22 protein-coding genes are annotated in these 23574 nt (G+C 59.9%); 15 read left to right on the forward strand and 7 right to left on the reverse strand.

Annotation, left to right across the window (positions count from 1 at the left end; translation table 11 throughout):
- Positions 1–939, forward strand: a 939-nt coding sequence (locus PMI29_RS01105; RefSeq protein WP_008004322.1) for an MFS transporter, incomplete at its 5' end; no start/stop codon positions are given.
- A gap of 60 nt (positions 940–999) precedes the next feature.
- The gene (locus PMI29_RS01100; RefSeq protein WP_008004323.1) at positions 1000–1803 is read left to right on the forward strand and encodes an IclR family transcriptional regulator; all 804 of its coding nucleotides are present in this window, start codon (positions 1000–1002) and stop codon (positions 1801–1803) included.
- A gap of 192 nt (positions 1804–1995) precedes the next feature.
- Here the strand turns inward: PMI29_RS01100 and PMI29_RS01095 are convergent, their stop codons facing one another.
- Positions 1996–3660, reverse strand: a complete 1665-nt coding sequence (locus tag PMI29_RS01095) for an electron transfer flavoprotein-ubiquinone oxidoreductase (RefSeq protein ID WP_008004324.1) — start codon at positions 3658–3660, stop codon at positions 1996–1998.
- A gap of 548 nt (positions 3661–4208) precedes the next feature.
- Here PMI29_RS01095 and PMI29_RS01090 point away from each other — a divergent pair.
- From PMI29_RS01090 to PMI29_RS01045, 10 genes are all read left to right on the forward strand, one after another.
- The gene (locus PMI29_RS01090) at positions 4209–4958 is read left to right on the forward strand and encodes an electron transfer flavoprotein subunit beta/FixA family protein (RefSeq protein WP_007987229.1); all 750 of its coding nucleotides are present in this window, start codon (positions 4209–4211) and stop codon (positions 4956–4958) included.
- On the forward strand, positions 4959–5888 hold the full coding sequence (locus PMI29_RS01085; RefSeq protein ID WP_008004325.1) for an electron transfer flavoprotein subunit alpha/FixB family protein: 930 nt from the start codon (positions 4959–4961) through the stop codon (positions 5886–5888).
- 196 nt (positions 5889–6084) lie between these two features.
- Positions 6085–6921 (forward strand): substrate-binding periplasmic protein, encoded by an 837-nt coding sequence (locus tag PMI29_RS01080; protein WP_008004326.1) that lies wholly within the window; start codon positions 6085–6087, stop codon positions 6919–6921.
- 9 nt (positions 6922–6930) lie between these two features.
- On the forward strand, positions 6931–7287 hold the full coding sequence (locus PMI29_RS01075) for a DUF4398 domain-containing protein (RefSeq protein ID WP_008004327.1): 357 nt from the start codon (positions 6931–6933) through the stop codon (positions 7285–7287).
- A complete protein-coding gene (locus tag PMI29_RS01070; protein WP_008004329.1) occupies positions 7284–8096 on the forward strand; it encodes an OmpA family protein in 813 nt (270 codons plus the stop codon). Before PMI29_RS01075 ends, PMI29_RS01070 begins: the two co-directional genes overlap by 4 nt.
- Positions 8097–8297: 201 nt before the next feature.
- Positions 8298–9737, forward strand: a complete 1440-nt coding sequence (locus PMI29_RS01065) for an aminotransferase-like domain-containing protein (protein ID WP_007973699.1) — start codon at positions 8298–8300, stop codon at positions 9735–9737.
- 80 nt (positions 9738–9817) lie between these two features.
- Complete coding sequence (locus PMI29_RS01060) at positions 9818–10297, forward strand: hypothetical protein (protein WP_008004330.1); 480 nt, start codon at positions 9818–9820, stop codon at positions 10295–10297.
- Between the two features lie 166 nt (positions 10298–10463).
- Positions 10464–10718: a YkgJ family cysteine cluster protein gene (locus tag PMI29_RS01055; protein WP_008004333.1), complete on the forward strand. Its 255-nt coding sequence runs from the start codon at positions 10464–10466 to the stop codon at positions 10716–10718.
- Positions 10719–10814: 96 nt separating this feature from the next.
- Positions 10815–11420 carry an START domain-containing protein gene (locus tag PMI29_RS01050; RefSeq protein WP_008004334.1) on the forward strand — a complete coding sequence of 202 codons (606 nt, stop codon included), beginning with the start codon at positions 10815–10817 and terminating at the stop codon, positions 11418–11420.
- Between the two features lie 465 nt (positions 11421–11885).
- Positions 11886–13979 (forward strand): LTA synthase family protein, encoded by a 2094-nt coding sequence (locus tag PMI29_RS01045; protein WP_008004339.1) that lies wholly within the window; start codon positions 11886–11888, stop codon positions 13977–13979.
- Positions 13980–14037: 58 nt separating this feature from the next.
- Here PMI29_RS01045 and PMI29_RS31630 read toward each other — a convergent pair whose 3' ends face one another.
- Positions 14038–14196: a DUF3309 family protein gene (locus PMI29_RS31630; protein ID WP_177323289.1), complete on the reverse strand. Its 159-nt coding sequence runs from the start codon at positions 14194–14196 to the stop codon at positions 14038–14040.
- Positions 14197–14475: 279 nt separating this feature from the next.
- On the opposite strand from PMI29_RS31630, the gene PMI29_RS01035 reads away from it, so the two are divergent.
- The 3 genes from PMI29_RS01035 to csrA all read left to right on the forward strand — a co-directional run bounded on the left by PMI29_RS01035 (position 14476) and on the right by csrA (position 16028).
- Complete coding sequence (locus tag PMI29_RS01035) at positions 14476–15291, forward strand: SDR family oxidoreductase (protein WP_008004343.1); 816 nt, start codon at positions 14476–14478, stop codon at positions 15289–15291.
- Positions 15292–15355: 64 nt separating this feature from the next.
- Positions 15356–15688: a YnfA family protein gene (locus PMI29_RS01030; RefSeq protein WP_008004345.1), complete on the forward strand. Its 333-nt coding sequence runs from the start codon at positions 15356–15358 to the stop codon at positions 15686–15688.
- A 154-nt stretch (positions 15689–15842) separates the two neighbouring features.
- Entirely contained in the window at positions 15843–16028 is a 186-nt protein-coding gene (gene csrA, locus PMI29_RS01025) for a carbon storage regulator CsrA (RefSeq protein ID WP_008004347.1), read from the forward strand.
- Between the two features lie 5 nt (positions 16029–16033).
- Here csrA and PMI29_RS01020 read toward each other — a convergent pair whose 3' ends face one another.
- The 5 genes from PMI29_RS01020 to mnmC form a co-directional block, all read right to left on the reverse strand.
- Positions 16034–16261 (reverse strand): YheU family protein, encoded by a 228-nt coding sequence (locus PMI29_RS01020; RefSeq protein WP_003199186.1) that lies wholly within the window; start codon positions 16259–16261, stop codon positions 16034–16036.
- Positions 16262–16472: 211 nt separating this feature from the next.
- A complete protein-coding gene (locus PMI29_RS01015) occupies positions 16473–17663 on the reverse strand; it encodes an osmoprotectant NAGGN system M42 family peptidase (RefSeq protein ID WP_008004349.1) in 1191 nt (396 codons plus the stop codon).
- Positions 17664–17833: 170 nt separating this feature from the next.
- Positions 17834–19582 (reverse strand): N-acetylglutaminylglutamine synthetase, encoded by a 1749-nt coding sequence (gene ngg / locus PMI29_RS01010; protein ID WP_008004351.1) that lies wholly within the window; start codon positions 19580–19582, stop codon positions 17834–17836.
- 3 nt (positions 19583–19585) lie between these two features.
- The gene (locus tag PMI29_RS01005) at positions 19586–21358 is read right to left on the reverse strand and encodes an N-acetylglutaminylglutamine amidotransferase (protein ID WP_008004353.1); all 1773 of its coding nucleotides are present in this window, start codon (positions 21356–21358) and stop codon (positions 19586–19588) included.
- Between the two features lie 168 nt (positions 21359–21526).
- The gene (gene mnmC / locus PMI29_RS01000) at positions 21527–23506 is read right to left on the reverse strand and encodes a bifunctional tRNA (5-methylaminomethyl-2-thiouridine)(34)-methyltransferase MnmD/FAD-dependent 5-carboxymethylaminomethyl-2-thiouridine(34) oxidoreductase MnmC (protein ID WP_008004355.1); all 1980 of its coding nucleotides are present in this window, start codon (positions 23504–23506) and stop codon (positions 21527–21529) included.
- Positions 23507–23574 lie beyond the last annotated feature (68 nt).

The raw sequence follows: 23574 nt of genomic DNA on the forward strand, positions 1-23574 counted from the left end.
CCGGCGTATCCGATCAACAGCCGCGTGGTCACCACCTGGTTCCCCGAGCGCGAGCGCGCCACGGCCATCGGTTTCTACACCTCCGGGCAATTCGTCGGCCTGGCCTTCCTGACGCCGGTACTGGCCTGGCTGCAGCACGAATTCGGCTGGCACATGGTGTTCGTCACCACCGGCGCGGCGGGCATTCTGTGGGCGGTGATCTGGTACGCGGTGTATCGCGAGCCCCGGGATTTCAAAGGCGCCAATGACGCGGAAATCGACCTGATCCGCGAGGGCGGCGGGTTAGTGGATATCCAGGCTGAACAAGCCAAAGTCAAAGCCAAATTCAGCTGGACCGATCTCGGTATCGTTCTGAGCAAACGCAAGTTGTGGGGCATCTACCTCGGCCAGTTTTGCCTCAACTCGACGTTGTGGTTTTTTCTGACGTGGTTCCCGACCTACCTGGTGAAATATCGCGGCATGGACTTCATCAAGTCCGGCCTGTTGGCGTCACTGCCGTTTCTCGCAGCCTTCGTCGGCGTGCTGTGTTCGGGGTTCTTCTCCGACTGGTTGATCCGTCGCGGCTACACGGTGGGTTTCGCCCGCAAGTTGCCGATCATCAGCGGCTTGCTGATTTCCACCTCGATCATCGGCGCCAACTTTGTCGAGTCGACGCCGCTGGTGATTGCCTTTCTGGCGCTGGCGTTCTTCGGCAATGGCCTGGCTTCCATCACCTGGTCGCTGGTGTCGACGCTCGCCCCGGCGCGATTGCTCGGGCTGACCGGCGGGGTGTTCAACTTCATCGGCAACCTGTCGGCGATTGCCACGCCTATCGTGATCGGCTTCCTCGCGACAGGTGATTCTTTCGCCCCGGCGATCACCTACATCTCGGTGCTGGCGTTGATTGGTGCACTTTCCTACATCTTGCTGGTGGGTAAGGTCGAGCGTATCAAGTTGTAGCCGTGGCATTCGGGCGACCATAATGCCGCCCGTTCACTCGCTCAACGGTAAAGGCTGGATATGCAGGAAGACACCCCAAAAATCGCCAAGGATGCCGCTCCGACCGGCACCCAGACCCTGCTTCGCGGGCTGGGTGTGGTTCAGGCCGTGGCCAGCGGCGCCCGCGATCTCAAGGAAATCGCCCGGCTGATCGGCACCACGCGCAGCACTACCCATCGCCTGGCCAGTTGCCTGGTGGACGAACGTTATCTGCGGGTGGTGCCGCAAGTCGGTTATCTGCTGGGACCGAAACTGATCGAGTTGGGGTTTCAGGCCCGTGAAGAGTTGCCGTTGGTGACCCTGGCCGGGCCGTATCTGGATGAGTTGTCGGCGTTGACCGGCGACACCATTCACCTGGCCATTCGTGAAGGCGACGAAGTGCTGTACCTGCACAAGAATCCGGGGCGCAATGGCCCGGAAATGCGCTCGCGGGTCGGCCATCGCATGCCGTTGGCGCGGACCGGGATCGGCAAGGCGCTGATGCTCGATGATTCGCCGCAAGAGTGGCAGCGCCTGTACGAAGTCAGCCTGCCGGTGGGTGGGAAAAATCAATTCTGGCCGCAGCACCCGGAGCAATCCTGGGAGCAGTTCGAGCAGCGTATGGTCGAGTACGTGGCCGGCGGCTACGCCTTCGATCTGGAAGATAACGAGCCGTCGATCCGTTGCGTGGCGGCGCCGGTGCGCGATGCCAGCAAGCGCATCGTCGCCGGAATTAGCATCGCCAGCACCGTGCCGTACATGCCGCTGGAAAAAATGGCCGAGCTGATTCCCCTGATCAAGGGCGTTACGGCGCGGTTATCGGCGGAGCTGGGCCTCAAGGTCTGATTCGACCCCTTTGTGGGAGCGGGCTTGCTCCGGGCGGCGTTCCGACGAAAGCGGTCATTCATTCAACATGGATGTCGACTGATACACCGCTTTCGCGAGCAAGCCCGCTCCCACAAGGGTTTTGTGTTGTTGCATAAATGCCAGGCAACAAAAAGGCCCCCATTCAGGGAGCCTTGATGTTCGCGGTTCGGCTTACATGTTGGGGTAAGTCGGGCCGCCAGCGCCTTCCGGTGCCACCCAGGTGATGTTCTGTGCAGGGTCCTTGATGTCGCAGGTCTTGCAGTGAACGCAGTTCTGGGCGTTGATCTGGAAGCGCTTCTCGCCGTCTTCCTTGGTGATCACTTCATACACACCAGCCGGGCAGTAACGCTGGGCAGGCTCATCGTACAGCGGCAGGTTCTTGCTGATCGGGATGCTTGGATCGGCCAGCTTCAGGTGGCACGGCTGCTCTTCTTCGTGGTTGGTACCGGAGATGAACACCGAGCTGAGCTTGTCGAAGCTGATCTTGCCGTCCGGTTTCGGGTAGTCGATCTTCTTGCAGTCGGCCGCCAGCTTCAGGCAAGCGTAATCCGGCTTGGTGTCGTGCAGGGTGAACGGCAGTTTGCCGCCGAAGATGTTCTGGTCCAGCCAGTTGAAACCGCCACCGACGATGGCGCCGAACTTGTGGATCGCCGGGCCGAAGTTGCGGCTGGCGAACAGTTCTTCGTAGAGCCAGCTCTTCTTGAATGCGTCGACGTAAGTGGTCAGTTCTTCGGTGCCATCCTTGTCGGCGAACAGTGCATCAGCCACGGAATCGGCGGCGAGCATGCCGGACTTCATCGCGGTGTGGCTGCCCTTGATCTTGGCGAAGTTCAGGGTGCCGAGGTCGCAACCGATCAATGCGCCGCCCTTGAAGACCATTTTCGGCAGCGAGTTCAGGCCGCCCTTGCAGATGGCGCGGGCGCCGTAGCTGATGCGCTTGCCGCCTTCCAGGTACTGCTTGAGCACCGGGTGATGCTTGAGGCGCTGGAACTCGTCGAACGGCGACAGGTAGGTGTTGCTGTAGGACAGGTCGACGATCAGACCAACCACTACCTGGTTGTTTTCCAGGTGATAGAGGAACGAACCACCGGTGTTCTCGGTGCCCATGATGTCCATCGGCCAACCGGCGGTGTGCACCACCAGGCCAGGCTGGTGCTTGGCCGGGTCGACTTCCCAGATTTCTTTCAGGCCGATGCCGTAGTGCTGGGCATCAGCGTCAGTGTCCAGGTTGAAGCGCTTGATCAACTGCTTGCCGATGTGGCCACGGCAGCCTTCGGCGAACAGCGTGTACTTGCCACGCAGCTCCATGCCCGGGGTGTACAGGCCTTCCTTCGGATGGCCTTCGCGATCGACGCCCAAGTCACCGGTGATGATCCCGCGCACCACGCCGTTCTCGTCGATCAACGCTTCCTGAGCGGCGAAGCCCGGGTAGATTTCTACGCCCAGGTTTTCGGCCTGCTGGGCCAGCCAGCGGCACAGGTTCCCGAGGGAGATGATGTAGTTGCCTTCGTTGTGCATGGTCTTGGGCACAAAGAAGTCTGGAACTTTCTGCGCGCTTTCAGCGTTCTTCAGAACGAAGATGTCGTCGCGGGTGACGGGCGTGTTCAGCGGCGCGCCGAGTTCTTTCCAGTCCGGGAACAGTTCGTTCAGGGCGCGTGGTTCGAACACGGCACCGGACAGAATGTGAGCACCGACTTCGGAGCCTTTTTCGACCACGCAGACGCTGATTTCCTTACCGGCTTCGGCGGCCTTCTGCTTCAAGCGGCAGGCGGCGGAAAGACCAGCGGGGCCGGCACCGACGATGACCACGTCGAATTCCATGTATTCGCGTTCCACAGGTTATCTCCTACTCAAGGCTCAACAGTTTTTTTTCTAATTTGGAGGTTGGGTGTCGCATCCATGAATCCCGGCACAACGCCGGAAGCGGACAATCGATTGACCACCTTTCTCTTTGGGTGGCGCATTATATCTACACCACTCTCAGCGTCCAATACAAACGTTTGTTTGAATTGGCTCAAAGCCAGAGAAATCAAAGTCACGCGCCTTATGAACGGCTATTTTGCCGTATTGACCGGAATAGGCGTTCCGGTCAAGATACGGGCGGTTTTGCGCTCGCCGTAGGCTGGCTGTTGGTTTCAAGAGCACCTCTAAAGACAGGGCGATGGCAGTAGAGAGTGATGCACTGCGTGGGGTTGATGCGCAGTTTACACGCCGCGATGTTGAATGACTCGTCAGTCACCACTGACGAACGGTCATTCACATGATGAGCGATGGTCACTTGACACGTTTGCCGGCGTTTTTAGAGGTGCCCTTGCGCCCGATGAGCATCAACCGCCAGGTTCGCCTAGGCGACTTTCTTTTCACCGGAGAGTAACGAGGAATCCATGAAGGTTCTTGTAGCTGTCAAACGCGTTGTGGATTACAACGTCAAGGTCCGCGTCAAGGCGGACAATTCCGGCGTCGATCTTGCCAACGTCAAGATGTCGATGAACCCGTTCTGCGAGATCGCCGTTGAAGAAGCCGTACGCCTGAAAGAGAAAGGTGTTGCGACTGAAATCGTCGTCGTCTCCGTCGGCCCGTCCACCGCTCAAGAGCAACTGCGCACCGCGCTGGCTCTGGGTGCCGACCGCGCCATCCTCGTCGAATCCGCCGAAGATCTGACTTCCCTGGCCGTTGCCAAACTGTTGAAAGCTGTTGTCGACAAGGAACAGCCTCAGCTGGTGATCCTTGGCAAACAGGCCATCGACAGCGACAACAACCAGACTGGCCAGATGCTCGCTGCCTTGAGCGGCTACGGTCAGGGCACGTTCGCCTCGAAAGTCGAAATCAGCGGCGACAGCGTAGCTGTAACCCGCGAAATCGACGGCGGCGCGCAGACCGTTTCCCTGAAGCTGCCGGCCATCGTCACCACCGACCTGCGTTTGAACGAGCCGCGCTACGCGTCTCTGCCAAACATCATGAAAGCCAAGAAGAAGCCTCTCGAAGTGCTGACTCCGGACGCTTTGGGCGTTTCCACCGCCTCCACCAACAAGACCGTGAAAGTCGAAGCGCCGGCTGCACGCAGCGCGGGTATCAAGGTCAAGTCGGTGGCTGAACTGGTCGAGAAACTGAAAAACGAAGCGAAGGTAATCTAAATGACTATCTTGGTTATTGCTGAACACGACAACAAAGTGCTGGCCCCGGCCACGCTGAACACCGTGGCTGCCGCTGCCAAAATCGGTGGTGACATCCACGTTCTGGTCGCTGGCCAGGGCGCTGGCGCCGTGGCTGAAGCCGCTGCGAAAGTCGCTGGCGTGGCTAAAGTGCTGGTGGCCGACAACGCCGCCTACGCTCACCAGTTGCCGGAAAACGTTGCTCCGCTGGTTGCCGAGCTGGGCAAGGGTTACAGCCACATCCTGGCTGCCGCCACTTCCAACGGCAAAAACATCCTGCCGCGCGTTGCCGCTGCACTGGACGTTGACCAGATCTCCGAGATCATCTCGGTAGAAAGCGCTGACACCTTCAAGCGTCCGATCTACGCCGGTAACGCCATCGCTACCGTTCAATCGAACGCTGCGGTCAAAGTGATCACCGTGCGTGCCACCGGTTTCGACCCGGTTGCAGCTGAAGGTGGCTCCGCTGCCGTTGAAGCTGTTGGCGCTGCCCACGACGCTGGTATCTCCAGCTTCGTCGGCGAAGAACTGGCCAAGTCCGATCGTCCGGAACTGACCGCTGCCAAGATCGTCGTTTCCGGCGGCCGCGGCATGCAGAACGGCGACAACTTCAAACACCTGTACGCCCTGGCTGACAAGCTGGGCGCTGCCGTCGGTGCTTCCCGCGCCGCGGTCGACGCAGGTTTCGTACCGAACGACATGCAGGTCGGTCAGACCGGCAAAATCGTTGCGCCACAGCTGTACATCGCGGTCGGTATCTCCGGCGCGATCCAGCACCTGGCCGGCATGAAAGACTCCAAAGTGATCGTTGCGATCAACAAGGACGAAGAAGCGCCGATCTTCCAGGTGGCCGATTACGGCCTGGTGGCAGACCTGTTCGAAGCCATCCCTGAGTTGGAGAAGCTGGTCTAATCCGGCTGCTTCACTTATAAAGAGCCCGGCCTTTTGGTCGGGCTTTTTTTTGCTCTCTGTAGGAGCGAGCTCGCTCGCGATGGACTCGAATGCGCCGCGTTTTTCCAGAATGAACGCGTCATCGTTAACGTCCATCGCGAGCAGGCTCGCTCCTACAGGGGGGGGGCATAACCGGGTATGAGTGGAGTGTGAAGCCATGGATCTGCGCCTTGTGTGGAGCTTGCTGGGATTGACGCTATTGCCAGCGCTGTCTTTCGCCGCTGGCAAATGTGAACGCCTGGTGGTGACCGGCAGCCCGGACGCGCCACCGTACCTGTGGCAAGACCCGCAGAATCCCAAACACCTGATCGGTGCCAGTGCCGATTTGCTGCAGCAAGTGGCGGGGGAGTCAGGGCTCAAGGTCGAACTGCTTTATGCCGGCAAACGCGCCCAGGCCCTGGACGAAGTGCGCAGCGGACGCATGGACATGCTGGCGGACGCACCGTTGACGTTCAGCGAACTGGAAACCCTGGATTACATCCATCCACCTTTGCTGGTAAACGACTATCTGGTCTGGACTCGCAAGGACTCGACGCTGGTCTACAACGAAGCACAAGACCTGCACGGCCATCCCGGTGCCGTCTCGGAAAAGGCCCGATTGACCCCACAATTCAGCACCTTTGCCGCACAGCAACTGACCCTCACGCGCACGTCCAACCTGACCCTGGCCTTTCAAAAACTGCTGTTGGGCGAGGTCGAGTTTGTACTGGCGGGACGTTACTCGGGCATGGCGACCGCACAGACACTGGGCATGGCCGGTGATCTGGTCGCTCGCCCGCAACCGGTCGACAAGCCTGGCCTGTACCTGGCGATTTCCCATGACTCGGCCTGCAACGATCCGTGGTTGCGCGGACAGTTGGCCAAAAAGATGACAGAATTGCCCGCGTCCGGACTGACGGAAGCCGTGCTGATGCGCAACATCGAGCGTTGGAAGGCACAACGCTCACAACCGCAGCAACCCTCGCAACAACCCGTCAGTACCCCAAAACAGTAGGGATATTTAGTGAGTATTCGACCTCTTTTCGCTGCAGTGGCCTTTGCGGTCCTGGCGGGTTGTGCAACCGATCCTGCGCCGAGTGAACAAATACGCCTGACCGAACAGGCACTCGAACAGGCCAAGGCCGTGGGCGCCACGGCAGACGATGTGCCGGAAATGAAACTGGCCGAAGACAAGTTCAACCGCGCCAAGGGCAACATGACTGATCAATCCTTCAAAAACGCACGCATGCGGGCCGAACAGGCCGAACTCGATGCGCGTCTGGCTGAAGCCAAGGTATTGACGGCCAAGAGCGAGGAACAGTTGAACGTGCTTGATACCCGCATCACCCGCCTGCGCAAGCAACTGGGAGATGCCGAATGAGCCTCAAGACTAAAGCCCTCGGCGGTTTGATCCTGGCAGGCTGCGCGAGTCTCTTTGGCTGCGCCAGCCAGCACAGCGAGTCCGCGTTGCAGCAGGCCGGTGCCGACTTTCAGAAGGTCAAGGAAGACTCCAATGTGCTGCGAATCGCCCCCAAGGACGTGATTCGCGCCGGTGAGTCCCTGGCCCGTGCCGATCGCTTGTCCAGCTATTGGGGCAGCGGTTCGGACGTGGTGCATTACGCCTACCTGAGTCAGCGCTATAGCGCCATTGCCCGGGAACACACCAATCAGGTGCTCAATGAAGAGCAAGCGGCGAAGCTCGAACTGGAAAGGCAGCGCCTGCAATTGGCACTGCGTGAATCCAAACTGTTCAGCGTGCAGCAGCAAGGCAAATGGCTCGAAGAGCAGATTCTGGCATTAACCACCACCCAGACCGACCGCGGTCTGGTGATGACATTGGGCGACATGCTGTTCGACACGGGCGAAGCGGAATTGAAACCATCGGCCAACCGTGTGGTATTGAAGATCGTGCAGTTCCTGCAACTCAACCCCAAGCGAGTGGTGCGAATCGAAGGTTATACGGACAGTACCGGGGGCAAGCAGGAAAACCTCAAGCTGTCCCGCGACCGTGCGCAATCGGTGGCTGACGTGCTGATGGACCTGGGCATCGACGACAAGCGTATCCAGGTCGAGGGTTATGGCGACGAGTATCCGGTGGACGCGAATGCGTCGGAACGGGGCCGGGCGCAGAACCGTCGGGTGGAAATTGTGTTTTCCGACGAAAAAGGCCAGCTCGGCGCCGCCCGCTAAGGGTTGCGTCGCTGGAAAACCCGGCCTGCCATGCAGCGCCGGGTTTTTTTATGTTCGCCGAATACCGCACAAAACAGTACAGATTTTGCTGACACTGCACTGTATGGTCGACTATTGTGGCAACTGTCCCAGTACACTTCTAAACTGTTCCGGTATTGTTTTACACAAGAATAAAATGCCCGTGAAATCGAGTGCTGCGTCATGACCAATCTTTTGCTCTATCAACGTATTGCTCAACAACTGGCCGAAGACATCCGCCGCGGGGTCTATCAGCCGGGGGAGCGCGTGCCTTCGGTACGCAAGATGAGCTCGCAGCTCAATGTCAGCCACGCAACGGTGTTGCAGGCGTATGCCAATCTCGAGGATCAGGGGCTGATCCGCGCCCGGCCGCAGTCGGGTTACTACGTGCACCAGACACCGGCACTCACCGCACCGACGCCGGATATCGCCCGGGTCGAGCGCCCGGGGCTGGTCACCCGCAGCAGCATCATTCAACAAGTCCTGGTCGAATCCCGTCGTGAAGGTGTCTTCCCGCTGGGCGCTGCCGTGCCGAGTGTCGACTATTTGCCGGTGCGGGCACTGCATCAGCAATTGGCCAAGGTCACCCGTTTCCATAGCCCGCGGGCCTTCAGCTACATGTTCAGCCCCGGTTTCGAACCGTTGCGCCGGCAGGTGGCGATCCGCATGCGCGATGCCGGCGTGGTGGTCGATCCGTCGGAGGTGGTGATCACTCACGGCTGCGTCGATGCGCTGCAGATGTCCTTGCGCGTCTTGACCCGTCCGGGCGATCTGATCGCGGCCGAGTCGCCGACCTATTACGGGTTGCTGCAACTGGCCGATCTGTTGGGCCTCAAGGTCATCGAGATCCCCAGCGATCCGGCCACGGGCATGAGCCTGGAAGCCCTGCAACTGGCGGCCAACCAATGGTCGATCAAGGCGTTGGTGCTGACCACCCGACTGAGTAATCCATTGGGCGGCACCATGCCGGAGGAGCGGCAGAAACAATTGCTGCGCCTGGCGTCGGACTTCGATATCCAGATTGTCGAAGACGATATCTACGGCGAGTTGATGTTCGAGCAGGGGCGCACCAAGTCCCTCAAGGCTTATGACCGGCTGGACCGGGTGATCTATTGCTCAAGCTTCTCTAAAACCCTGTCGCCTGGCGTGCGGATCGGCTGGATGATTGCCGGCAAGTATCAACAGGAAATCCAGCGTTTGCAGACCTTCAGCACGCATTCTGCGTGCAGCGTTACCCAGATGGGCATCGCCGCTTATCTGGAAAATGGCGGGTACGACCGGCATTTGCGCTTCATCCGTCAGGAATACCGTAAGAACCTCAGTGCCTTCCAACTGGCCGTGCAGCAGTATTTTCCGGAAGGCACGCAGATGACCCGGCCTACCGGCGGCTTCATTCTGTGGGTCAGTCTGCCGGGGCGGGTAAACACGCAAGAGTTGCACGTGCGGGCATTGCAGCAAGGCATCAGCATTGCGCCGGGTCTGATCTTCAGTAACACCGAGCAGTTCAATCACTGCATTCGCCTAAATTGCGGCACGCCGTGGAACCGTGAAGCCGAGCGCGCATTGATGACCTTGGGCATGCTGGCCACCCAACTCTGCCAGGAAATGGCAGGCGGTTTGTAACAGGCTGCTACTGCGCTTGTCTTGTGGGCTGCAACAGGCGAGCATATGCACCTCTGCCGTTTGCACCCACCGTTGGATACATGAAACCGACTCTTCCTGCCGCCTGGCTTTTGCTCTGCCTGTTTACAAGTATTCAGCCGGCATCCGTCGTGGCGGCTACCGAGCAGGAACAGACTACCGGCAGTTTCCACGTCGCACCGATAAAAACCGAACCGGTGAAAAAAACCTCGTCGACCAGGAAAACGGCGACGCCCGTGAAAAAGCGTCCGCCCATTGCCTCCAAATCGAAACCGGCCAGCGAGGTGGTAAAGACTGAGCTTCCGTCTGCGAATCTGGATCTGAGCTTGCCTCGGGACATGGTTCAGGAGCTGAAGCCGCCGGGAACGGTGACATTGCCCAAGCGCGAACCGTTATTGCCACCGATGTTTGGCGAAAAGAGCGGCAGCAGTCCGTTCCAGCTCAACGGACGCTTGCTCAGCAATGAAATGCAGCTGCAACTGCGAAATGAAGAGCGCCGCGAGGTCGAAGGCGCGGCACTGGATTTCGAGTTCAAGCAGTAACCTCATCCCGATCCGCGAGCCCCAGACCAGACGCTTTGTCGGAGACTGGTCGGTCATGTTCGTTTGCACTGAAAACCCCGCTCGCAGGTAATTTAAAACAACTGTTTTAGCGGGTACTCTGTGCCCCGTCCTTTAACACATTGCTCGTCGCGAGGAGCTTGTCGTCATGAAATGCCGTGAGGGCTGTGGCGCTTGTTGCATTGCCCCGTCCATCAGTTCACCGATTCCCGGTATGCCCAATGGCAAAGCTGCGGGGGAGCGTTGCCTGCAACTTTCCTCCGATAACCTGTGCAATATTTTCGGCCAGCCGGAACGGCCGGCGGTGTGTTCTGCCTTCGAGGCCGACCCCGAGGTGTGCGGAAGCAGCAGCGAAGATGCGATCCGGTTGATTGGCTGGTGGGAGCAAATGACGGCGGCGTGATGTGTGGGCTCGCACCTCCGATCACCTGCGAAAGACCCGAAGGTGATCGGAGGTGCAAGCCCAACGAACAGAACTTCAACAATAAGGAATAAGACTATGGGTTCGCTGCATCGTATTGCTGTGCTGTGTGGTTTGACGGTTGTGCTGGCTACCTCGACGGCCCAGGCCGAAGACTGGAAAGTCAAAAAAGACGAAGACGGCATCAAGATCTCCCTGAGTGAAGTGGCCGGGTCCGACTACAAGGCCTACCAGGGCGTCACGCTGATGAAAACCACCATAGCCAAGCTGCGTGCGTTGCAGGACGACGTGTCCGGAGCCTGCGCCTGGATTCACGAATGCAAGACCCAGAGGCTGCTCAAGCACGAAGGTAACCAGAGCTGGACCTACACTCAGTTCAACACCCCGTGGCCGGTTACTCCGCGTGATTCGGTGCTGCACGTCACCACCATCGAAGGTGCCGATGGCAGCCTGACTCGCAAGCTCGAAGGTGTATCGAAATACCTTCCTGAAGAAAAAGGTTTCGTCCGGGTCGCCAAGGTCGACGGATTCTGGAAGTTCGTACCCAAGGGCGACCAGATCGAAGTGACCTATCAGGTGCACACCGAACCGGGCGGCAGCGTGCCGTCGATGGTGGCCAACAAGTTCGTGGTGGATGCCCCGTTCAATACCTTGAAGGCCCTGAAAGAACGCGCCGAGAAGTAACCGCGCCGCTCTTTCGATAACGCCCCGACTTGTTCGGGGCGTTTTTTTTGCGCAATAGGGAAAATGCCGCTCAGTTAAACCGTCACGCGACCTGTAGCAGCTGGCGAAGCCTGCGTTCGGCTGCGCAGCAGTCGTAAAACCCGGAGCCCCCGGTCTTCCTGAAGAACCGCGCCGGCTGATCTTACGACTGCTTCGCAGCCGAACGCAGGCTTCGCCAGCTGCTACAAGGAGCGTGTTTTGCCTGGGGTTTATTGTGTTTCCGGATATGCGTTGCACGAAATTTTCACAAAGTGTCCAAGACAATTCGCCCGCGCCAACATTGCGGACAGTAATCAATGGCAATGCTGCCGTTGATCGTGCAACATTTGCGCACCGCGCAATCCCCGGGGCCTGGTACTGGCCAAAAAGAGGGCAAGGCGCAGCTGTATTTTTGAAACTTCAACTTCCAATGGGTCCTAAAACGACATGGCAATCCCGGACGCCCTGAATCAGCAGCGAGCTTCTAGTCGCCTGCTGCAACCGACCGTCAAATCGCATCTGGCCTACACGCTGTTGTGTGCCCTGGTCATGATGGTCATGTTCAGCCTGCTGCGCGTCGCGCTGCTGGTTTACAACCGCTCGATGATCCTCGACACACCGGCCTCGACCTTCCTCGAGGCATTCGCCAACGGTCTGCGTTTCGACGTGCGTCTGGTGGTCTATCTCAGTATTCCGTTGCTGCTGGCATTGTTCAGCGCCCGGGCCATGGCGGCACGCGGGCTGTTCCGTTTGTGGCTGACGATCGTCTCCAGCATTGCGCTGTTCCTGGGCCTGATGGAGATGGACTTCTATCGTGAGTTCCACCAGCGCCTCAACGGCCTGGTCTTCCAGTACGTCAAGGAAGATCCGAAAACCGTGATGAGCATGCTCTGGTACGGTTTTCCGGTGGTCCGTTACCTGCTGGCATGGGCCGTGGGTACCTGGATCCTGAGCCTGGCATTCAAGGGCGCCGACCGTGCGACCCGTCCCCGTGGTCCGTTCAGTGGCGGCAGCATCGGTACGCGCCAGGTTGCGCCGTGGTATGCGCGTATCGCGGTATTCGTGGTTTGTTTGCTGGTTTGCGTGGTCGCCGCGCGTGGCACTCTGCGCCAGGGCCCGCCGCTACGCTGGGGTGACGTCTACACCACCAACTCGAACTTCGCCAACCAGTTGGGCCTCAACGGCACCCTGCAATTAGTGGCCGCCGCCAAGAGCCGGATATCCGAAGAGCGCGACAACATCTGGAAAGCCACCTTGCCTCAAGAGCAAGCCCAGCAAATCGTGCGTGACATGCTGGTGCTGCCGGACGAAAAACTGGTCGAGGCCGACATGGCCGCCGTACGTCGTGACTACACGCCGCCGGCCGACAAGACCCTGCCGATCAAGAACGTCGTCGTGATCCTGATGGAAAGCATGGCCGGACACTCGGTAGGTGCTTTGGGTGGGCCGGGCAACATCACGCCGTACCTCGACAAGCTTTCGAAGGAAGGCCTGCTGTTCGACCGCTTCTTCTCCAACGGTACCCATACCCACCAGGGCATGTTCGCCACCATGGGTTGCTTCCCCAACCTGCCGGGTTTCGAATACCTGATGCAGACCCCGGAAGGCAGCCACAAGCTGTCTGGCCTGCCGCAGTTGCTCAGTGCCCGTCACTATGACGACGTGTACGTCTACAACGGTGATTTCGCCTGGGACAACCAGTCGGGTTTCTTCAGCAACCAGGGCATGACCAACTTCATCGGCCGTAACGACTTCGTTAACCCGGTGTTCTCCGACCCGACCTGGGGCGTGTCCGACCAGGATATGTTCGATCGCAGCCTGCAAGAACTCAAGGCCCGTGAAAACGGCAAACCGTTCTATGCCTTGCTGCAAACCCTGTCCAACCACACGCCCTACGCCTTGCCGACGCCATTGCCGGTCGAGCCGGTGACCAATCGCGGCAACCTGAATGAACACTTGACCGCCATGCGTTACGCGGACTGGGCACTCGGCCAGTTCTTTGAAAAGGCCCGCAAGGAGCCGTACTTCAAGGAAACCCTGTTTGTCATCGTGGGTGACCATGGTTTCGGCAACGAACAGCAGATCACCGAAATGGACCTGGGCCGCTTCAACGTGCCGATGTTGATGATCGCACCGGGCATCCAGGAGAAGTTCGGCCAGCGTGACCACACCGTGGGCACCCAGATCGACATCGTGCCGACCATCATGGGGCGCCTGGGCGGCGAGACTCGCCAGCAATGCTGGGGCCGCGACCTGCTCAACCTGCCTGAAGGCGATAAGGGTTTTGGTGTGATCAAACCTTCGGGTAACGAGCAGACCACGGCCATCCTCAGCGACGACCGGATCCTTGTGTTGCCGAAGGAAAAGGACATGGCGCCAAAGTTGTACCAGTACGAAATGGGCGCTACGCCGCACGCCGAGATCATTGCGGATGCACCGCGCACCGCTGAGCTGAAGCTCAAGCTCGAAGCGTTCCTGCAAACCGCGACCAAGAGCCTGCTGGACAACACCGCCGGTGTAGTTCACGGCACGCCGCAATAAGTTGTGACGCAATAGAAAAGAGGCCCTTCAAGGGCCTTTTTTTTTGCCTGGCGGATTTTTATATTCGGCCAAGCAAGAGCAGGATCAACAACACCATCAACACCACGCCGATAATTCCGGACGGGCCATAACCCCAACTTCTGGAGTGCGGGAAGACCGGCAAACCACCGATCAGTAACAGGATCAGAATGACGAGAAGTATTGTGCCCATGTCTATTTCCTTGTCGAAAATGCAGTGGATTGACCATGCCAATCAAGGTCAGCGGGAATAAAGTAAATTCGAGCTGCTTAAAAATTCCGACTCTTGCACTTACAGGATAATTCCAGGTTTTTTTAAAGTATTTCGAACAGGCTCTTATTTCGTTTGTGGTTGCCTTGGTTACTTCAGGCGCTCCCGCGGTTTGCTCGGGCCATTCAGCAATCTGATGGAGCGTGGGTCGGGCAATTTCCTTCGCTACACTCGGTGCATCTTCCGAGAACAACAAGGCTGTTTGCTATGCAAAATCGCATGATGATCACTGGTGCAGGCTCTGGCCTGGGTCGCGAAATCGCGCTGCGCTGGGCGCGTGAAGGCTGGCAACTGGCCTTGTCGGACGTCAGCGAACCCGGCTTGCAGGAAACTCTCAAGCTGGTCCGTGAAGCCGGTGGTGATGGTTTTATCCAGCGCTGTGACGTACGCGATTACAGCCAATTGACGGCGTTCGCCCAGGCCTGCGAAGTCAAGCTCGGCGGTATCGATGTCATCGTCAACAACGCGGGTGTGGCGTCTGGCGGGTTCTTCAGTGAGTTGTCCCTGGAGGATTGGGACTGGCAGATCGCGATCAACCTGATGGGCGTGGTCAAGGGCTGCAAGGCTTTCCTGCCTCTACTGGAAAAAAGCAAAGGCAAGATCATCAACATCGCGTCCATGGCCGCGCTGATGCAAGGCCCGGCAATGAGCAACTACAACGTGGCCAAGGCGGGTGTGGTGGCGTTGTCGGAAAGCCTGCTGATCGAGCTGGCGCATCAGGAAGTCGGCGTGCATGTGGTGTGTCCGTCGTTCTTCCAGACCAACCTGCTGGACTCTTTTCGCGGCCCAACCCCGGCCATGAAGGCCCAGGTCGGCAAGTTGCTGGAAAGTTCGCCGATCAGTGCCGCCGACATCGCCGACTACATCTATCAGCAGGTCGCCGCCGGCGAGTTCATGATCCTGCCCCACGAACAGGGCCGCATGGCCTGGGCAATCAAGCAGAAGAACCCGCAGTTGCTCTACAACGAAATGACCGTCATGGCCGATAAAATGCGCGCCAAGGCCAAGCAATCCGCAGGCTGATCTTGCCCGCAGGCAACGCTGTGGTTAGGGTGGCCGCCATTGGCCATCCTCGCGAGACATTTGCATGCTCAATTACCTGTGGTTTTTCCTCGCCGCGCTGTTCGAAATTGCCGGTTGCTTTGCCTTCTGGATGTGGCTGCGCCAGGGTAAAAGCATGTGGTGGGTGGTGCCGGCGCTCCTCAGCCTGACCCTGTTCGCCCTGCTGCTGACCCGTATCGAAGCCACCTACGCCGGCCGCGCCTACGCCGCTTACGGTGGCATCTACATCATTGCGTCAATCGGCTGGTTGGCCGTGGTCGAGCGGATTCGTCCGCTGGGTTCGGACTGGCTTGGCGTGGCGTTGTGCGTGATTGGCGCGAGCATCATTCTTTTCGGGCCGCGATTCTCCGCGTCCTGACAGTTCGTCCCTACAATCACCCGGCGTGTCAGACTTTTCCGTCAGTGGGGTGGTTCAGGGGCTGTCAGTCCGGTCCGGTTTGCTGTCGGAGCATTGTAGGCGTACGGCGGGCCGGGCATCTTCAGGGGCCAGTAACCCCTGAAGGACACTCCTCATGCTCGTACTCACTCGCCTTGTGGGCGAAACGATTTCCATCGGTGACAACATTTCCGTGCGCGTTCTCGCGATCAACGGAAGCAACGTGCGCTTTGGCGTCGAAGCGCCTCAGGACGTCAATGTGCACCGCTGCGAAATCTACCAACGCATCCAGAACAAACCGGCGAAAACCAAGGGACGCTGAAGGCCTCAGTCAAACAGGTGCTTGGGCACGTCATGCTTGAGCATCAATTGGCATTGCTCGCTTTCCGGGTCGAAGACAATCAGTGCCTGGCCCTTGGTCAAGGCCTGGCGCACGCGCAATACGCGGGTTTCCAGCGGTGTGTCGTCACCATTGTCGGTGCCGTCGCGGGTCACGAAATCCTCGATCAGGCGGGTGAGGGTGTCGACTTCAAGTTGGTCGTGGGGGATCAGCATAGGCACCTCGGTTGGATCAATGGCGCGATGCTACGGCGAATGCGAGATTGCCGCTAGTTTGGTCGTTTTATGTTGTCTGATCCGCCGCCATCGCGAGCAAGCTCGCTCCCACAGGGTTCAGCGGCGAACCGGAGAATTGTGTTCACCACCGATCAACTGTGGGAGCGAGCTTGCTCGCGAAGGCGATCTGTCAGGCAATGAAGAGTCTGACTTAACTCTCCGACCGCTGCCCCACCAGGCTGTCCACCGACGGCACCCGCGTGTCGCTTTCCATCTGGGTGTCGTGCTCAAGTTGATGGCTGAAGCGGTCCAGTGACCCCTTGGCCGGTTGCGCATCGCTGGCAAACACCGGCGGACTGAGGATGTACGCACCGAGCAGGCGGCTCAGGGCGGCGAGGCTGTCGATGTGGGTGCGCTCGTAACCGTGGGTGGCGTCGCAGCCGAAGGCGAGCAGGGCGGTGCGAATGTCGTGGCCGGCGGTGACCGCCGAATGTGCGTCGCTGAAGTAATAACGGAACAGGTCGCGGCGTGCCGGCAACTCGTTGTCGCTGGCCAGGCGCAGGAGGTGGCGCGACAAGTGATAGTCATACGGCCCGCCTGAATCCTGCATCGCGATGCTCACGGTATGCTCGCTGGAGTGTTGGCCAGGCGCCACCGGTGCGATGTCGATGCCGACGAACTCACTGACGTCCCAGGGCAATGCCGCCGCCGCGCCGCTACCGGTTTCCTCGGTGATGGTGAACAGCGGATGGCAGTCGATCATAAGGTCTTCGCCACTGTCGACGATGGCTTTGAGCGCCGCCAGCAGTGCCGCCACTCCGGCCTTGTCATCGAGGTGGCGGGCGCTGATGTGGCCGCTTTCGGTGAACTCGGGCAACGGATCGAAGGCGACGAAATCGCCGACGCTGATGCCCAACGACTCGCAGTCGGCGCGGGTGGCGCAGTAGGCATCCAGACGCAATTCGATGTGATCCCAACTGATCGGCATCTCATCCACGGCGGTATTGAATGCGTGCCCGGAAGCCATCAGCGGCAAGACACTGCCGCGGATCACGCCATTGTCGGTAAACAGGCTGACCCGACTGCCTTCGGCAAAGCGGCTGGACCAGCAGCCGACAGGCGCAAGGCTCAGGCGGCCGTTGTCCTTTACCGCACGCACCGCCGCGCCGATGGTGTCCAGGTGGGCGGAAACGGCGCGGTCGGGGCTGTTTTTCTTGCCTTTGAGCGTGGCGCGGATGGTTCCGCGACGGGTCATTTCGAAGGGAATGCCGAGTTCTTCAAGGCGTTCGGCGACATAGCGCACGATGGTATCGGTGAACCCGGTGGGGCTGGGAATGGCGAGCATTTCCAGCAGGACTTTTTGCAGGTAGACGAGGTCCGGTTCGGGGATTTTGCTGGTCATGGAAACTCCTGATGAGTTGAGCGCACCGATGGTTTCGATGAGGGATTTGTGTTGTCAGTCAGGCCGCCATCGCGAGCAAGCTCGCTCCCACAGGGGAATGCGGTCGAGTGTTGGAGCGAGCTTGCTCCGGGCGGCGATCCGACGAAGGGGCCAGTCCAGACAACGCATAGCTAAGAGACCACCGGCTGACTGTGCGGAAACAGCAAATCCACAAACCGCTCCGCTGTGGGTTGCGGTTCGTGATTGGCCAGCCCGGCCCGCTCGTTGGCTTCGATAAACACGTAGTCCGCCCGGTCAGCGGCGGACACCATCAGGTCAAGGCCGACCATGGGAATGTCCAGCGCCCGCGCTGCCCGCACGGCGGCGTCAACCAGCATCGGATGCAGGATCGTCGTCACGTCCTCAAGAACACCTCCTGTATGAAGGTTCGCCGTACGCCGTACGAACAGATGCTCGCCGGCCGGCAGAATGCTGCTGTAGTCGTATCCGGCGGCACGCAAGGTGCGCAGGGTTTCCTGATCCAGCGGGATCTTGCTTTCGCCGCCCGTGGCCGCTTGTCGCCGCCGGCTCTGGGCTTCGATCAATGCGCCAATGGAATGCTGGCCGTCGCCGACCACTTCGGCCGGCCGGCGAATCGCGGCCGCGACCACGTTAAAACCGATCACCAGAATTCGCAGGTCGAGGCCTTCGTGGAAGCTTTCCAGCAGCACGCGGCTGTCAAATTGGCGAGCGGTCTCGATGGCTTGCTGAACCTCGTCGATGGTCTGCAAATCGACCGCCACGCCTTGGCCCTGTTCACCGTCCAGTGGTTTAACCACCACGCGCAGGTGCTCATCGAGAAACGCCAGATTGTCATCGGCATTACCAGCCAGTTGCTGAGCCGGCAGGTTCAGTCCGGCAGCCTTGAGCACTTTGTGGGTCAGGCTTTTGTCCTGGCACAGACTCATGCTGATGGCGCTGGTCAGGTCGCTCAGGGATTCACGGCAGCGTACCCGGCGCCCGCCATGGCTGAGGGTGAACATCCCGGCGTCAGCGTCATCGACCTGAACATCGATGCCACGACGATGAGCTTCCTCGACAATGATCCGCGCGTATGGGTTGAACGCCGCTTCCGGACCTGGCCCGAGAAACAGCGGCTGATTGATGCCGTTCTTGCGCTTGATGGCGAAGGTCGAGAGGTTGCGAAAACCGAGCTTGGCGTAAAGGCTTTTCGCCTGGCGGTTGTCGTGCAGTACGGACAGGTCGAGGTACGCGAGACCGCGACTCATGAAGTGTTCGATCAAGTGCCGCACCAGCACCTCACCGACACCCGGCCGCGCACAATGCGGGTCGACCGCCAGGCACCACAGGCTGCTGCCGTGTTCCGGATCGTTGAAGGCTTTTGCATGATTGAGGCCCATGACGCTGCCGATTACCGCGCCGCTGTCCTCGTCTTCGGCCAGCCAGTACACCGGGCCGCCCAGGTGGCGCGCAGTGAGCCGGGTGGCATCGATCGGCAGCATGCCGCGCGCCTGATACAGCTGGTTGATAGCCTGCCAGTCGGCATCGCTTTGCGCGCGTCGGATGCGAAAACCACGAAACACCCGGGTCGCTTGGCGGTAATCGCTGAACCACAGACGCAAGGTATCGGACGGGTCAAGGAACAGCTGGGTCGGCTCCAGCCCCAGCACTTGCTGGGGGGCGGCGACGTACAGGGCAATGTCCCGTTCGCCGGGCTGCTCGTTGAGCAACTCCCCGGCGAGGCTCGCGGCATCGGCAAAGGTGTGGCCGATCAGCAAGCGGCCCCAGCCACAATGCACGGCGATCGGCGCCCCACCGAGTTCACTGCCATCCTCGGCCAGACGTGCCTGCAAGCGTTCGTAGGAAGGCGACTGCCCGCGCAACAGGCGTTGGCTGAAAGCCGTGGCATGAGGTTTCATCGGTCAGATTCCTTGTTCGCTGAGCCACAGGTTGAGGGCCGCCAGTTGCCACAGCTTCGAACCGCGCAACGGCGTCAGTTGCCCCTGTGGATCGGTCAGCAGACGGTCGAGCATCGCAGGCTTGAACAGGCCGCGATCCTGGCTTGGATCGAGCAGCAACTCGCGCACCCAGTCCAGCGTATCGCCCTGCAAATGCTTGAGGCCCGGCACCGGGAAGTAACCTTTCTTGCGGTCGATCACTTCACTGGGAATCACTTGTCGTGCGGCTTCTTTCAAGACTTGCTTGCCGCCGTCCGGCAGTTTGAAACGCCCCGGAATCCGTGCCGACAGCTCCACCAGGCGGTAGTCGAGAAACGGCGTGCGCGCTTCCAGGCCCCAGGCCATGGTCATGTTGTCGACGCGTTTGACCGGGTCGTCCACCAGCATCACCGTGCTGTCCAGACGCAAGGCCTTGTCCACCGCCGCATCGGCACCGGGCTTTGCGAAATGGGCTTTGACGAAGTCACCGGCGGCATCATTGGCGGTCAGCCATTTCGGTTGCACGGTGGCGGCGTAGTCGTCGTAGCTGCGGTCGAAAAATGCTTCGCGGTACGCGGCATACGGATCGCTCGCACCGTCCACCTGCGGATACCAGTGGTAGCCGGCAAACAGTTCGTCGGCACCCTGGCCGCTTTGCACCACCTTGCAGTGTTTGGCCACTTCCCGGGACAACAGGTAGAAGGCAATGCAGTCATGACTGACCATTGGCTCGCTCATGGCCCGGAACGCGGCAGGCAGTTGTTCGATGATCTCTTTTTCATCGATGCGCAACTGGTGATGCTGCGTACCGTAGTGTTGGGCGATCAGGTCGGAGTACTGGAACTCGTCACCGCGCTCGCCACCGGCATCCTGAAACCCGATGGAGAAGGTCGACAGATTTTCCACGCCGACTTCTCGCAACAAACCCACCAGCAAACTCGAATCGACGCCACCGGACAACAGCACGCCGACATCCACTGCCGCGCGTTGACGGATGGCGACCGCTTCGCGGGTGCTGTCAAGCACACGGTCGCGCCAGTCTTCGAGGGTCAGATTCATCTCATCGGCGTGAGGGCCGTAGGGCAGCGTCCACCAGGTTTTCTGCTCGGTGCGACCATCGGCTTCGATACGTATCCAGGTGGCCGGCGGCAGTTTTTCAATACCCGCCAGCAAGGTGCGTGGTGCCGGGACCACAGCGTGGAAATTCAGGTAGTGATTGAGTGCCACGGGATCGAGGAGCGGATTGATATCGCCGCCCTTGAGCAAGGCCGGCAGGGTGGAGGCAAAGCGCAAGCGCTGGTCGGTGCGCGACAGGTACAACGGTTTAACGCCGAGACGGTCGCGGGCGATGAACAGCCGTTGGGCATCGCGCTCCCAGATGGCAAAGGCAAACATGCCGTTGAGTTTCGGCAACAGCGCTTCGCCCCAGGCGTGATAACCCTTGAGCAGCACTTCGGTGTCGCCACCGGAGTAGAAGGCGTAACCCAGGCCTTCAAGCTCGGCGCGCAGTTCCGGAAAGTTGTAGATCGCCCCGTTGAAGGCCAGGGACAAGCCCAATTGAGGGTCGATCATCGGCTGCGCCGAGCCGTCCGACAGGTCCATGATTTTCAGGCGCCGGTGGCCCAGAGCAATCGGTCCCTGGCTATGAAAACCCCAGGCGTCGGGGCCACGAGGGGCCAGGTGATGGGTGATTCGTTCAATGGCTGCAAGGTCTGCAGGTTGATGATCAAAACGTAACTCGCCAGCTAATCCGCACATAAATTCCTTACCGGTTTTTCCGTTGGGGAGGGTCATTCGATACCACGCCAAAACGGCAGGCACTCAGAAAGTGACCCTCCTCGGTAAGGGGAGTTTTAGATCGATGGGTTATATGCCGACAGACCATGGCCGAATCCCCCGTGAGGGCGACTTCGGCTGCTTTATCGATTACTTGCCCCGGATCAATCGCCGCAAGGCAAACCGGTTGGGATGACAGGCTTCTGCCACGCTTCTGGGCAGCGGCAGAGGTTCGTTGTCCAGCCAGGCTGCCAGCAGTTCCCCGGACAATGGCGCTGTGATCAGGCCGCGCGAGCCGTGACCGCTGTTGATGTACAAGCCGTCAAGCCAAGGGCATTCGACGTCCGGCACCTGCCGGGCATCCTTGCCCAGCGCTGCATAAGCCTGAGTGAACGCCCGGGTGTCGGCCAAGGGGCCGACGATCGGCAAGTAGTCAGGGCTGGTGCAACGAAATGCAGCGCGACCCTGGAGGCTTTCGGGAGCAAGTTTATCGGCCCGTAAACGCTCGACCAGATCGTGGGAAATCTCTTCGAGCATGGCCAGGTTGCCCAGGTGTTCTGCCGTGGTCGGTGTCAGGTCATCGCTCTTGAAATCGAAACTGGCCCCCAGGGTGTGTTCGCCCAAACGGGCAGGGGCGACATAGCCTTCGGCACACACTACGGTGCTCAGGGCCCGGCTTTGCGGGGTTTGCGCCAGGCGCGTGATTTGCCCGCGAATGCGTTTGAGCGGTAACCCGGCGCTCTCGGGGAAACGCTGGATTTCAGCAGCACCGGCAAGCACCACCACCGGCGCGCTGGCTAGCAAGCGTTCGCCGTCCCAGGCCTGCCACTGGCCCTCAACCTTGCGCAGTTGCAGCGCATCGTGATGGGGGAGCAATTGAATCTGTGGATGTGCAGCCTGCCACTGGCACAGCGCAGGTGGGTGAACCCAGCCGCCTTCGGGATAGAACAGGCCGCCGTGTGCCAGCCCGATACCGGCCACGGCCTGTGCCTCGGGTTGATCCAGCAGGTGCAACAAGTCCGGCGCAAACGCTGCCGCCAATTGCAATTGGCGTTCGGCTTCCTTGGCGTTGAAGGCCAGTTGCAACACGCCGCAATCGTTCCAGTCGCGGCCCCGTTGCAAGTGTTCGAGCAGTCGTCGGGTGTAGCCGAAACCGCTGACGATCATTTGCGACAGCGCCGTGCCATGCGCCGATAGCTTCAGGTACAGCACGCCCTGCGGGTTGCCCGAAGCTTCCTGGGCGATGTCGTCGTGGCGCTCCAGCATTGTCACTTGCCAACCCCGCGCGGCGAGGCTGGCAGCGCTGGCACAACCGGCCAGGCCGGCGCCGATCACCAGTGCCTGACGCTCGCCGGTCAGCGGTGCCGGGCGGGCAAACCAGGGTTTATCCAGGGCCGGGGCAGACGTTTCCCGGGGCCAGCCGAGGAACTCGCCGCGCAGGATTTCCCATTTATGACCGATGCCGGGGGTGCGTTTCATCTTGAAACCGGTGGCGTTGAGCAGGCGCCGCACCCACCCGGTGCTGGTGAAGGTGCTGATGGAAGCACCGGGGGCGGCCAGGCGTGCGAGTTCGGCAAACAGTTCGGCGGTCCACATGTCGGGGTTTTTCGCCGGAGCGAAACCGTCGAGGAACCAGGCGTCGATCCGGGCATCGAGTTGAGGCAGTTGCTCCAATGCGTCGCCGATCAGCAGGGTCAGGGTGACACGGCCGTTATCCAGTGTCAGGCGCTGAAAACCCTGATGGATCGCCACGTACTGCGCCAGCAATTGATCGGCAAACGCCTTGAGTTCCGGCCACAGCGCCAGGGCCCGTTGCAAGTCGGGCGGGCTCAAGGGGTACTTTTCGACGCTGACAAAATGCAGCCGTGCACCGGCCGCCGCGTGTTGCTCGAACACCTGCCAGGCACACAGGAAATTCAGCCCGGTGCCAAACCCCGTTTCACCGATGACTAGCCGCCCGCCCTCGGGCAACGCAGCAAAACGTTCGGCCAGACGGTTCTGTTCGATGAACACATAGCGGGTTTCATCCAGCCCCGACTTATCGGAGAAGTACACATCGTCGAACACTCGCGAGTACGGACGACCTTGGTCGTCCCAGTCGAGTTGGGCGTGGGGCAGTACAGGTTTCATGGCAGGCTCGGCAACGGCAAGGTCGCCATTCTAGCCGATCGACGGCATGGTCAAACTCTTTGTGGCGA

Source organism: Pseudomonas sp. GM49 (assembly GCF_000282355.1).
GTDB lineage: Bacteria > Pseudomonadota > Gammaproteobacteria > Pseudomonadales > Pseudomonadaceae > Aquipseudomonas.